The 10,947-nt window shown below is 72.9% G+C and carries 13 protein-coding genes; 5 read left to right on the top strand and 8 right to left on the bottom strand.

Annotated features, from left to right (window positions below; all coding sequences use genetic code 11):
* Positions 1–23: 23 nt before the first annotated feature.
* The 5 genes from AC5WRL_RS02470 to AC5WRL_RS02450 form a co-directional block, all read right to left on the bottom strand.
* Positions 24–809, bottom strand: coding sequence for a class I SAM-dependent methyltransferase (locus tag AC5WRL_RS02470; protein ID WP_496086548.1), 786 nt, complete (start codon positions 807–809; stop codon positions 24–26).
* 48 nt (positions 810–857) lie between these two features.
* Positions 858–1,913, bottom strand: a complete 1,056-nt coding sequence (locus tag AC5WRL_RS02465) for a pectinesterase family protein (RefSeq protein WP_496086547.1) — start codon at positions 1,911–1,913, stop codon at positions 858–860.
* 72 nt (positions 1,914–1,985) lie between these two features.
* The gene (locus AC5WRL_RS02460; protein ID WP_496086546.1) at positions 1,986–2,636 is read right to left on the bottom strand and encodes an FMN reductase; all 651 of its coding nucleotides are present in this window, start codon (positions 2,634–2,636) and stop codon (positions 1,986–1,988) included.
* Positions 2,633–3,724: an LLM class flavin-dependent oxidoreductase gene (locus AC5WRL_RS02455; protein ID WP_496086797.1), complete on the bottom strand. Its 1,092-nt coding sequence runs from the start codon at positions 3,722–3,724 to the stop codon at positions 2,633–2,635. The genes AC5WRL_RS02460 and AC5WRL_RS02455 overlap by 4 nt, the downstream gene beginning before the upstream one ends.
* A 98-nt stretch (positions 3,725–3,822) precedes the next feature.
* Positions 3,823–4,455, bottom strand: coding sequence for an IMPACT family protein (locus AC5WRL_RS02450; protein WP_496086545.1), 633 nt, complete (start codon positions 4,453–4,455; stop codon positions 3,823–3,825).
* Between the two features lie 59 nt (positions 4,456–4,514).
* On the opposite strand from AC5WRL_RS02450, the gene AC5WRL_RS02445 reads away from it, so the two are divergent.
* Complete coding sequence (locus AC5WRL_RS02445) at positions 4,515–4,943, top strand: CoA-binding protein (protein ID WP_496086544.1); 429 nt, start codon at positions 4,515–4,517, stop codon at positions 4,941–4,943.
* A 4-nt stretch (positions 4,944–4,947) separates the two neighbouring features.
* Here the strand turns inward: AC5WRL_RS02445 and bla are convergent, their stop codons facing one another.
* Positions 4,948–5,895 (bottom strand): class A beta-lactamase, encoded by a 948-nt coding sequence (gene bla / locus AC5WRL_RS02440; RefSeq protein ID WP_496086543.1) that lies wholly within the window; start codon positions 5,893–5,895, stop codon positions 4,948–4,950.
* A gap of 126 nt (positions 5,896–6,021) precedes the next feature.
* Between bla and AC5WRL_RS02435 the strand changes: the two genes are divergently transcribed.
* Both AC5WRL_RS02435 and AC5WRL_RS02430 read left to right on the top strand, forming a co-directional pair.
* A complete protein-coding gene (locus AC5WRL_RS02435; RefSeq protein ID WP_496086542.1) occupies positions 6,022–6,927 on the top strand; it encodes a LysR family transcriptional regulator in 906 nt (301 codons plus the stop codon).
* Positions 6,924–7,829 carry a serine hydrolase gene (locus tag AC5WRL_RS02430; protein WP_496086541.1) on the top strand — a complete coding sequence of 302 codons (906 nt, stop codon included), beginning with the start codon at positions 6,924–6,926 and terminating at the stop codon, positions 7,827–7,829. Before AC5WRL_RS02435 ends, AC5WRL_RS02430 begins: the two co-directional genes overlap by 4 nt.
* Before the next feature lie 24 nt (positions 7,830–7,853).
* Here AC5WRL_RS02430 and AC5WRL_RS02425 read toward each other — a convergent pair whose 3' ends face one another.
* Both AC5WRL_RS02425 and AC5WRL_RS02420 read right to left on the bottom strand, forming a co-directional pair.
* The gene (locus AC5WRL_RS02425) at positions 7,854–8,408 is read right to left on the bottom strand and encodes a YbaK/EbsC family protein (protein ID WP_496086540.1); all 555 of its coding nucleotides are present in this window, start codon (positions 8,406–8,408) and stop codon (positions 7,854–7,856) included.
* Positions 8,409–8,433: 25 nt separating this feature from the next.
* Positions 8,434–9,000, bottom strand: a complete 567-nt coding sequence (locus tag AC5WRL_RS02420) for a helix-turn-helix domain-containing protein (RefSeq protein ID WP_496086539.1) — start codon at positions 8,998–9,000, stop codon at positions 8,434–8,436.
* Positions 9,001–9,111: 111 nt separating this feature from the next.
* Here AC5WRL_RS02420 and AC5WRL_RS02415 point away from each other — a divergent pair, with 111 nt between their 5' ends.
* Positions 9,112–9,972, top strand: coding sequence for an EamA family transporter (locus tag AC5WRL_RS02415; RefSeq protein ID WP_496086538.1), 861 nt, complete (start codon positions 9,112–9,114; stop codon positions 9,970–9,972).
* Between the two features lie 19 nt (positions 9,973–9,991).
* On the top strand, positions 9,992–10,945 hold the full coding sequence (locus AC5WRL_RS02410; RefSeq protein ID WP_496086537.1) for a DUF8017 domain-containing protein: 954 nt from the start codon (positions 9,992–9,994) through the stop codon (positions 10,943–10,945).
* The last annotated feature ends 2 nt before the right edge of the window (positions 10,946–10,947 follow it).

Here is a 10,947-nt window from a genome sequence, read left to right as displayed (position 1 = left end):
CGGATCTCCGTCATGGAAGCAACCTACGTCAAGGGCGGTACGGGAGATGCCGGACAACAACCCCTCGCGGTGATCAGGAAGCGGTGCGCCCGTACGTCGAGGCGGCCCTGCGCGCGTATCCGCCGATGGAGGCGGCGCAGGGGAGCGTCATACCGTTCGGGGCTGAAGTCGGGGATCTGCCAGGCGACCAGGCGCAGGTGATGGACCACGGCTCCGATGTCGTGGAACGTGAGCACCGGGTGTTCCTCTTCCATCCGGGTCGGCGTCAGGCCCGCCGCGGACAGCGCGTCCCCCGCGGTGCGCAGGGTCCAGCTGCCCGGTGGGTGTGCGGGCGGGGCGCCGAGGGCGTCGTTCAGCTCGGCGCAGTCCTCGCTGCCCACCTGCTGGGTGAGCAGGATGCCGCCGGGGCGGAGCACCCGCCGGATCTCGGGCGCGGCCAGTCGTCCGTGCCGGTTCAGCACGAGGTCGACCGACCGGTCCGGGAGCGGCAGGCGCTCCCGCTCGGGGGCCGGCACCACCGTGACCCCGAGCGGTGCCAGCCGGTCACGGGCGACGGCGACATTCGGGGGCCATCCCTCGGTTGCCCAGGTGTGCCGGGGCAGCGGCTGGAGCGAGGCCAGCAACTCGCCACCACCGGTGTCGATGTCCAGCAGGCGGTCGGCGGTGGCGAGATGCGCGCGGGCCAGCTCCGGGTAGGACCAGGAGGGATCCGAGCCCCGTACCCGCCCGGCCAGCGAGGCGAAGTCCCAGCCCGTGACCGGGGCCGCCATCGCGGCGGCGATCAACTCGTCGTACCCGGCAGCGATCACGTACGGAGCCTAGGAAACCGTGCCGGCCCCGGCAACCGGTAAATGGCCTTACGGGGTCCAGCCGCCGAGCCAGGTGGTCGGGGTGTGGGTGGTGGCCTGTTGGTCGGTCAGGTGGGGGCGGGTGCTGCTCGCCGCGCCGGAGCCGGCGCCGGAGTTGCGGTATTCGGCGAAGCGGGCGCCCTGCCAGGGGAAGCCGCTCATGTCGGTCCAGGGCGCGGTGCGGATGGCGGCGGACAGCTGGGTGTCGCGGATGGTGACCTGGGGGTGCAGGGTGGCGTCGCCGCCGGAGTACCAGGGGCGGCCCAGGTAGTAGGTGCGGTCGGTGACGTTGCCGGTGATGGTGGAGTTGATGATGAGGAAGCCGGGGAACTGCGGCGCGGTGGAGGGGGCGGTGACGTAGCCGGCGGAGGAGCCGTCGGGGCGGCGGGTGACCTGGATGACGGAGTTGGTGATGACGGCGGTGGCGCGGCCGAAGATGAAGTCGACGTTGCCGCTGATGGTGGAGTTGGAGATGTGGACGCGGCCCTGGCGGTCCTTGCTGGCGCTGTCCAGCAGCAGGGTGTCCTGGTCGCCGTGGGCGGCGATGTTGGAGAGCACGATGCGGTCGCCGCGGGTGCGCAGGGCGACGGCCTGGTGGTTGGGCTGGTTGGCGTTGGCGATCTCGTCGAAGTCGTTGGCGAAGGTGATGTTGCGGGCCTGGAAGTCGTCGGCGTCGACGGCGAAGGTGGCGCTGCCGCTGGTGCCGTACGTGCCGCCGCCCGGCTTGGGGGTGCCGCTGGAGTTGTTGTAGACGATGGTCACGTCGGCGGCCCGGCCGGTGCTGCCGACCAGCCGGATGTGCGGCTTGTTGCTGGGCACCAGGACGACTTCCCGGTAGACGCCGGGCTGGACGGTGATGGTGACGGGGTTGGTGTTGTTGGCGGGGACGGCGTCGATGGCGGCCTGGATGCCGGCGAAGGCGGCGGGGCCGTCGGCCGCCACCGTCCAGGCGGCGGCGCTCTGGGGGGCGGCGCTCGGGGCGGCGGCGGCCGGGGTCAGGCCGGTGGTGAGCAGGGCGGCGGTCAGCAGCAGGGGGGCGGCCAGGGCGCGGGTACGCGAACGCATGGGTCATCCGTTCTGCGGGCGGGTGGTGTCTGACGCACCCTGGTTGCCGCCGGCCCCGGTTTGGTTGCCGTCTCAGTGCTGGGGGCGCAGCGCCGCGAGCTGTTCGGCGAAGGGGATGACCTCCCGGTGCTCGGCGGGGGCGGCGGCCGGGGTTCCGGTGCGGTCCCCGGTGCCGCCCGCCATCAGCGCGGCGAGTTCCCGGCCGGCCCGGCGGATGCGGTCCGGGAGCCGGTCGACGAGCGGGTCGGTGCCGCCGCCCCAGTCCTCGGCGGCGGCGTACACCCCGGTGGGTACGGTGACCGCGCGCAGATAGCCGAAGAGCGGGCGCATCGCGTGGTCCAGGACCAGCGAGTGCCGGGCGCTGCCGCCGGTGGCGGCGATCAGCACCGGGCGGCCGGCGAGCTGTTCGGCCTCCAGGAGGTCGGCGTACGACTTGAACAGTCCGCTGTAGGAGGCGTTGAAGACCGGGGTGACGGCGATGATGCCGTCGGCGCCGGTGGTGGCGTCGAGCGCCTCGCGCAGCGCGGGCCCGGGGAATCCGGTGACCAGGTGCTGGGCGATGTCCCCGGCCAGCTCGCGCAGTTCGATGACGCGGGTGGTCACCTCCCGGCCGTGCTCGGTCAGTTGTCCGGTCGTGGCCTGGGCGAGCCGGTCGGCGAGCAGCCGGGTGGTGGACGGCTTGCCGAGGCCGGCGGTGATGACGGTGAGTTTCAGCGCGTTCATGAGGGGATCCGTTCGTCCGTGGCGGCGGCGACCAGCGCGGCGTGGGTGGGTCCATCGGGTACGCCGTCGGCCCGGCGGGCGGCGAACTCCCGGCGCAGGACGGGCAGTACCTCTTCCCCGAACAGGTCGAGCTGTTCCAGCACGGTCTTCAGCGGCAGCCCGGCGTGGTCGACCAGGAACAACTGCCGCTGGTAGTCGCCGAAGGTCTCCCGGAAGCTGAGGGTCTTGTCGATGACTTCCTGCGGGCTGCCGACGGTGAGCGGTGTCTGGTCGGTGAACTCCTCCAGGGAGGGGCCGTGGCCGTACACCGGGGCGTTGTCGAAGTAGGGGCGGAACTCGCGTACCGCGTCCTGGGAGTTGCGGCGCATGAAGAAGTGTCCGCCGAGGCCGACCATGGCGCTCTCCCGGGGTCCGTGGCCGTAGTGGGTCCAGCGGTCGCGGTAGAGGTCGACGAGGCGCTTGAAGTGTTCCTTGGGCCAGAAGATGTTGTTGGCGAAGAAGCCGTCGCCGTAGTACGCGGCCTGTTCGGCGATCTCGGGGCTGCGGATGGAGCCGTGCCATACGAAGGGCGGGACGCCGTCCAGCGGGCGGGGGGTGGCGGTGAAGCCCTGGAGCGGGGTGCGGAAGCGGCCTTCCCAGTCGACGACGTCCTCGCGCCACAGCTGGTGGAGCAGCGCGTAGTTCTCGATGGCGAGCGGGATGCCCTGCCGGATGTCCTGGCCGAACCAGGGGTACACGGGGCCGGTGTTGCCGCGTCCGAGCATGAGATCGACCCGGCCGTCGGCGAGATGCTGGAGCATCGCGAAGTCTTCGGCGATCTTCACCGGGTCGTTGGTGGTGATGAGGGTGGTGGAGGTGGACAGGATGAGCCGCTCGGTGCGGGCGGCGATCCAGCCGAGCATGGTGGTCGGGGAGGAGGGGACGAACGGCGGGTTGTGGTGTTCGCCGGTGGCGAAGACGTCGAGGCCGATCTCCTCCGCCTTGAGCGCGATGGTGGTCATCGCCTTGATGCGGTCGTGCTCGCTCGGCGTGGAGCCGTTGGTGGGGTCGGTGGTGACATCACCGACCGTGAAAATGCCGAACTGCATCGTGCCCGCCTCCATGTCATTCATTCGTTGACCGTTCAACTATATCCGTGGAACGGTGTCCCCCGCACCGCTATTCCCGCCCCACCGCGCCGCCCCGCTCAGCCCGCGCCGTACGTATCCGCGCCCAGATCGAGCCGCGCCCCGCCGGCCGTGGCATCCGCCAGCCAGCCCTCGAAGCCCGGTACCTCCGCCGCCGGCAGCGCCACCTCGATCATCACGCCGCCGGCCCCGTACCGCACCCCACGCACCGCGTGCCCCTTCGCGCGCAGCTCATGCTCCAGACGGCCCGCGCGCTGATGATCGACCGTGACGGCGGCCAGCCGGTACCGCCGCCGGGTCACCGTGCCCACCGCGTCCAGCGCCGCCCCGACCGCCCCGCCGTACGCGCGGATCAGCCCGCCCGCGCCCAGCTTCACCCCGCCGTAGTACCGGGTCACCACCGCCACCGCGTACCGGATCTCCCGCCGGGTCAGCATCCGCAGCATCGGCACCCCGGCCGTACCGCCCGGCTCGCCGTCGTCACCGCACTTCTGTACGCCCGACTCCGCGCCGATCACATAGGCCCAGCAGTGATGGGTGGCCGTGGGGTGCGCCGCCCGCTCCCGGGCGAGGATCGCGACCGCCTCCTCCTCGGTACCGGCCGGTGCCAGCGCGCACACGAAGCGCGAACGGTTGACCTCCGTCTCGTGCACACCCCCCGCACCGGCCACCGTCACATACGCGTCCCGCATCCGGCCAGCCTAAGGCGCGGCCCGGGAATGGCGTGGCCGGGGCGGTCGTTGACGCGGGTATGGCTGTGGACAGGAACACCGACACACAAGCGGACGCCGTACGGCGCATCCTCACCGAGACCGGCGACACCTGGGCCGTCGTGGGCCTTTCCGCGAACGAGCGGCGCGCCGCGTACGGCGTGGCCGAGGTGCTGCAACGCTTCGGGAAGCGGATCGTGCCCGTTCACCCCAAGGCCGAGACGGTGCACGGCGAGCGCGGCTATGCCACGCTCGCCGACATCCCGTTCCCGGTGGACGTGGTGGACGTCTTCGTCAACAGCTCGCTCGCCGGGGCCGTCGCCGACGAGGCGGTGGCCATCGGCGCCAAGGCGGTGTGGTTCCAGCTCGGCGTCGTCGACGAGGCCGCCCGGGAACGCACCCGGGCGGCCGGTCTGGACATGGTGATGGACCGCTGCCCGGCGATCGAGATCCCCCGGCTGCCGCGCTGAGCGACTACCCGGTGTGCCCCAGCGCCCCGACCGCCACCGCCGCGGCGTCGGCGATCAGCGCGTTGTCGTAGTCGGCACCCTCCTGCTCCCGGGTGGAGAAGATCGCCAGCACCACCGGGGGTTCACCGGACTCCGGCCACAGGACGGCGATGTCGTTGCGCCCGCCGTATCCGGCCGCACCGGTCTTGTCTCCCACCGTCCAGCCCTCGGCGACGCCGGCCCGGATCAGCGCGTCGCCGGTCTGATTGGTGACCAGCCACTGGGTCAGTTGCTCACGCTCCGGCTCCGGCAGTACATCCCCCAGTACAAAGGCGGCCAGATCGCCGGCGAACGCCGCCGGTGAGCTGGTGTCCCGCGCATCGCCCGGCGCCCCCTCGCTCATCGCCGGCTCGTAGCGGTCCATGCGCGTCACGTCGTCGCCCAGTGCGGCAAGCCGCTCCTGGAGACCCGCCGGTCCACCGACCTTGGGCCACAGCAGATTGGCGGCGGCGTTGTCGCTGTACCGGACGGTCGCGTCGCACAGGTCGAGCATGCTCATCCCGCCGTCCGCCACATGCTCCTCGGTGACCGGGGAGTTCTCCACCAGATCGTCCTCCCCGTACGGGATCACCTCGTCCATGCCCGCAAGGCCGTACTCCTCCAGCACCGCCCCGCACAGCAGCGCCTTGAAGGTGGAGGCGTACGCGAACCGCTCGTCCTCCCGGTAGCCGATCTCCGCACCGGTGCCGGTGTCCACCGCGTAGACCCCGAGCCGGGCGTCGTACCGCTCCTCAAGCCGTACGAACTCCCGCGTCACGCCGCCGTCCACGACGGCCCCCACCGCCGCCGCCGACCCGCCCTCCGCCGCGCCGCCACCGGTCTCGCCCGCGCCGCAGCCCACCAGTGGCACCAGCACCAGCGCCCCCAGCACCCCCGCCAGGAACCGGCCGCCGGCTTTCCTGTGCACCCGCATGATCACTCCTCTTCACACCCGGACGGGGACGGTCCCCGCCCGCGTGATCACCCTCCCGCCCGGCCACCCATACCGTCCAAGACCCGAATGCCTGTTTCCATGCCGAAGTGGCATAGGGTCGCGGCCATGGATCTGGTCGGTGCCTGCCGCGCCTTCGTGAAGGTGAGCGAACGCGGCAGCTTCACGGTCGGCGCCGCAGCGGCGCGGATGGCCCAGTCGGTGGCCAGCCGCCGGATCGCCGCGCTGGAGAGGCATCTGGGCGAACCCCTGCTGGAGCGCTCCGTACGCCGGGCCACCCTCACCCCCTTCGGCCGCGATCTGCTGCCGCACGCCCGCCGGCTCGTGCAGCTGGCCGAACTGCTGGAGCACGAGGCGGAGACCGCCAAGCGCCGCCCCTTCCGGCTCGCCGTCCCTGACAGTTGCCCGGTCGCCGCGCTGGCCCGGCTGATCGCCGACGCCCGGCGTCACGAGCTGACCCTGGAGCCACGGCCACTGCCGCCCGCCGAACGCGCCGAGCGGCTCCGGGTCCAGGAGGTACGCGCCGCCCTGGTCGCGGTGCCGGCCGGCGAGGCGGTGTGGACCGTACCGCTGGGCCTGGCCGGGGCCGCCGCGCCCACCGGGGCGCGGATCCATCTGGAGACCCTGCGCGCCGGGCGCACCGATCACGAGCCCCCGCGCCGGGTGTGGCTCCAGCCCGAGGACGAGGTGCCGCACATCCGCGATCCGCTGGCCCGGCTGCGCGACGCGGTGGGGCTGCGGCCGTCCCAGCTGCTGTCGGCGCCTTCGCCGGCCTCGGCCGCCGCCGAGGTGCTGTGCTCGCGCGATCTGCTGCTGTGCCCGGCCGCGCAGGCCGCCGAACTCGGGCTGTTCTGGCGTCCGCTCGGCGAGCTTCCGCTGGCCCGTGGCTTCGCCGTGGCCGCCACCGTACGCGCGGACGCCGACCGGATCCGCGGCCTGCTGGGCCCCGGCATCGCGCGCTGCCTCGGTGCCGAGCCGGAGCCGGAGCCGGAGCGGGCGGGCACGGCCGCATGACGTACGAGGACCGGCTGCTGCGGGAGCTGCGCGCGACGCTGCGGGACGGCGGGCTGCGCGGCTCGTTCCTGGTGCGCGATCTGGCCACCGGCGACGAGCTGGGCATCGACCCCGATCTCGAACTCCCGATCGCCTCCCTGGTGAAGATCCCGCTGGCCATCGCCACCCTGGAGCGGGTGCGGCGCGGCGAGCTGGATGCCGCCCAGCAGATCGAGGTGGCCCCGGGCCGGGTCGCCGCGCCGGGGCCGACCGGGCTGAGCCGGTTCCGGCACCCGGCCCGGATGGCCGTCGACGATCTGCTCTACCTGGGCGTCTCCATCAGCGACAGCACCTCTGCCGACGCGCTGTTCGCGCTCACCCCGCCCGCCGAGGTGGCCCGCATCCTGGCCGGGTTCGGCCTGGGCGGCGTGTTCGTACGGCACACCATGGGCGATCTGGAGGACACCCCGGCGGACCGGCTCGACCCGGCGGACACCCATCTCGCGCACTCCCTGGCGATCGGGGCCGGCACCGGCGGGCGCGGCCATCCGGTGTGGCAGCTGGACATCTCCCGCGCCAACACCGGTACCGCGCGGGCCTTCACCGAGCTGTTGCAGGCCCTGTGGACGCCCTCGGCGATCGATCCGGGGATCGCCGCGCGGATACGGGAACTGATGGGGGCCAATCTGCTGCGCCAGCGGCTCGCCCCCGACTTCAGCTCGGACGCCACGCAGTGGTCCTCCAAGACCGGCACGCTGCTGAACCTGCGTCATGAGACGGGCGTGGTCGAGCACGACGACGGTCAGATGTTCGCCGTGACGGCGCTCACCGAGTCGCGGGTCGCGGCGGGGCGGCAGCCGGCGGCGGAGGCGCTCATGGGCCGGGTGGCGCGGGCGCTGCGCGACCAGCTGCGGCAGGGCTGACCCCCGCGCGGCGGCCGGGTTGGGTCAGCGGCCCAGGCCCTCCACCACGGTTGCCCCGGGCAGGGTGGCCAGCGCCTTGCCGGGCAGGATGATCTTGCCCCGGCGGCGTCCGCTGCCGATCAGCACCCAGGGCAGATCGGCCGCCGCCGCGTCCACCAGGACCGGCCAGCCGGCCGGCAGCCCGATGGGGGTGATGCCGCCGTACTCCATGCCGCTGTCCGCCACCGCCTGCTCCATCGGCGCGAACGACGCCTTGCGGGCGTCCAGCTGACGGCGCACCACACCATTGACGTCGACCCGGGTGGTGGAGAGCACCACGGCCGCGGCGAGTGTCGTGACGCCGCCGCGCTTTCCGGCGGTCACCACACAGTTGGCCGAGGCCCGTCCGAGGTCGGCGCCGTAGGTGGCCACGAAGACCGCCGTGTCGGCCTTCTCCGGGTCGGTGTCCACGAACAGCACCTGTTCGACGGGCACCGGCCCCGACCACTCGCGCAGGGCGGTGACGACCGGTGCCGGCAGCAGGTCCTGGCAGTCGATGGCCGGGCGGGCTTCGGCGAAATCTCCGATGGGGGCGCGCATGGCGGCACCCTACCCGCCGCGCCGGTCAGGCCGGCACCGAGACGGCCAGCATGAACTCCACCGGTGCCCGGCCCTCGTTGCGGTAACTGTGCGGCACGTGGGACTCGAAGGAGGCCGAGGCATCGGCGGGCACCTCGTGCCGCTCGCCGTCCAGGACGATGGTGAGCACCCCGGTGGTGACATGGAGCAGTTCGCTGGTGCCCATCGGGTGCGGGTCCGAGTCGCTGCCCTCGCCCGGCATCAGCCGCCAGCGCCACAGCTCCAGCGGGCCGGGGGCCTCCGTACCGGCGAGCAGGGTGCTGTGGCTGCCGGCCTCGGTGGACCACAGCCGGACGGCCCGGTCGCCGGTCACCAGCCGTACGGTGGGGCTCTGGTCGAAGTCCAGCAGCGTGGTGATGCTCACCCCGAGGGCGTCGCCGACCTTCACCACCGTGCCGACGCTGGGGTTGGTCCTGGCCTGCTCGATCTGGATGAGCATCCCCCGGCTGATGCCGGCCCTGGCGGCGAGCGCGTCCAGGGTGAAGCCGCGTTCGGTGCGCAGCCGGCGGAGGTTGCGGGCGAGTGACTGGGTGAACTGATCGAGGTCGGTCACAGGCGGGCGGCCCTCCCACTGGGGTCACATATTCTGCATCGCACAGTGCAATGAAATGAGCTACAGTACGCCGGTCCCTTTCGTCCAACGCACTGTACTGCGAGGTATTCGATGGTAGCCCTGGCCCTGGTCACCAGTCTGCTGTGGGGGCTGTCCGACTTCGGCGGCGGGCTGCTGTCCCGGCGTACCCCCGCGCTCACCGTGGTGGTGGTCTCACAGGTGCTGTCCGCCCTGGTGCTCGGTGTGGTGGTGACCGTCACCGGGGCCTGGGGCGAGGCCGGACCCGGGCTGTGGTTCGCGGCGGCGGCCGGGCTCATCGGACCGGCCGCGCTGCTGTGCTTCTACCGGGCGCTGGCGCACGGGCCGATGGGCGTGGTCTCCCCGCTGGCGGCCACCTCCGTGATGGTGCCCATCGGGGCGGCGCTGATCCTCGGCGAGCGGCCGGCACCGGTGCAGTACACGGGCATCGGCATCGCCCTGCTCGGTGTGCTGCTGGCCGGCGGCCCCCAGCTGCGCGGCGCCCGGGTGCAGCGCCGCACGGTGGCCCTGGCGCTGCTCTCGGCGGCCGGCTTCGGCACCGTACTGGTGCTGATCGTGCACGCGTCGAGCACCGTACTGGGGCTGCTGCTGGCGCTGTTCGTGCAGCGGGCGTGCAGCGTGGCGGTGGGCGGTGCCGCCCTGTACGCGGCGGTGCGGCGCGGCGACCCGGTGCTGCCCGAGGGCGGGCGGCGGGCGCTGCTCACCGCGCTGCCGGCGCTGGGCTTCGTCGGGCTGGCGGATGTCGCGGGCAACGCCACCTATGCGCTGGCGGCCTGGATCGGGCCGGTGACGATCGCCGCCGTGCTGGCCTCCCTCGATCCCCTGATCACCGCGCTCGCCGCGCGCGGGGTGCTGCGCGAGCGGCTGCGGCTGGTCCAGGCGGCCGGGGCGGGGCTGGCGATGACGGGCACCTTGCTGCTGGCGTCCGGATAGTTCTCTATTCTCCTGTGCCATGAGGCCAGAAGAAACACAGCCGGGGGGCGGCCCAGCAGCCACGGGGAGCAATCCGTATCAGCGGCCGGGCGGCCGGCCGCCGTATCCGTACCAACCGCCGTACCAGGGGTACGCGCCCACCCCGCCCGCCGCGCCGCCGCCCGGCGGGGGCCGGGGCAGGGCGGCGATCGCCGTCGTGGTGGCAGCCGCGGTGCTCGGGGCGGCGGCGATCACGACGGTGCTGGTGCTCCGCGACGGCCCCGAGCCGTCCGCCGCGCCGGCCACCGGCGACGACGACAGCCCGGCCGGCGCCCGCCCCGCCCCCGACGACCCGCGGCGCTCCGTGGTCAGCAAGCCGGACCCGGTGGTCGCCCCGGACTGGAAGGTGCAGACGAACACCGACAAGCACAACGCGTTCGATGTGCCGCCGGACTGGCGGACCAACTCCGAGAGCAGCCTGATCGGTTACCAGGACCACCGGGAGGGCGCGGAGCCGGACGCCATGCTGGTGGCCATGACCGGCCCCGTCGAGTACATGTACGGCTGGTGCGCCGAGGCGGAGCAGCCGGGCGTCCGGGCGGTGGCCGGCACCAAGGCGGGCCAGGGCGCGGCCGGCATCGAGGAGGCCGCCAGGAACGAGGCCATGAACTGGGTGCTGTCCGCCTATGACCAGGAGCAGCAGGGCACGTTCGAGATCTCGGAGCCGGCGCCGTTCACCAGTGAACACGGCATCAGCGGGTACACCGTGACGGCCACGGTCACCGATCTGCCGGACGATCCGGACGCGGCGTGCGGGGTCCCGGAGGGCGGCAAGGCGGTCACCTTCTCCTATATCGACCTTGAGGGCGATCTGGCCACCTGGGTCCTGGTGACGGACACCGGGTTTCCGCAGGAACCGACCCAGGAGACGATCGACGCGATGATGAACAGCCTGCGCCCGTACCCGGTGGCGGACGACCAGGGGGCGGAGTAGCG

The organism is Streptomyces sp. NTD107 (genome assembly GCF_059510435.1).
The sequence above is the reverse complement of the archived record's forward strand: the minus strand, read 5'-3'. Positions and strand labels throughout refer to the sequence as shown.

Coding starts and splice junctions, on each gene's coding strand:
- AC5WRL_RS02465 (WP_496086547.1), bottom strand. CDS start 1,913: ATGCGTTCGCGTACCCGCGCCCTGGCCGCCCCCCTGCTGCTGACCGCC.
- AC5WRL_RS02460 (WP_496086546.1), bottom strand. CDS start 2,636: ATGAACGCGCTGAAACTCACCGTCATCACCGCCGGCCTCGGCAAGCCG.
- AC5WRL_RS02455 (WP_496086797.1), bottom strand. CDS start 3,724: ATGCAGTTCGGCATTTTCACGGTCGGTGATGTCACCACCGACCCCACC.
- AC5WRL_RS02450 (WP_496086545.1), bottom strand. CDS start 4,455: ATGCGGGACGCGTATGTGACGGTGGCCGGTGCGGGGGGTGTGCACGAG.
- AC5WRL_RS02445 (WP_496086544.1), top strand. CDS start 4,515: ATGGCTGTGGACAGGAACACCGACACACAAGCGGACGCCGTACGGCGC.
- bla (WP_496086543.1), bottom strand. CDS start 5,895: ATGCGGGTGCACAGGAAAGCCGGCGGCCGGTTCCTGGCGGGGGTGCTG.
- AC5WRL_RS02435 (WP_496086542.1), top strand. CDS start 6,022: ATGGATCTGGTCGGTGCCTGCCGCGCCTTCGTGAAGGTGAGCGAACGC.
- AC5WRL_RS02430 (WP_496086541.1), top strand. CDS start 6,924: ATGACGTACGAGGACCGGCTGCTGCGGGAGCTGCGCGCGACGCTGCGG.
- AC5WRL_RS02425 (WP_496086540.1), bottom strand. CDS start 8,408: ATGCGCGCCCCCATCGGAGATTTCGCCGAAGCCCGCCCGGCCATCGAC.
- AC5WRL_RS02415 (WP_496086538.1), top strand. CDS start 9,112: ATGGTAGCCCTGGCCCTGGTCACCAGTCTGCTGTGGGGGCTGTCCGAC.
- AC5WRL_RS02410 (WP_496086537.1), top strand. CDS start 9,992: ATGAGGCCAGAAGAAACACAGCCGGGGGGCGGCCCAGCAGCCACGGGG.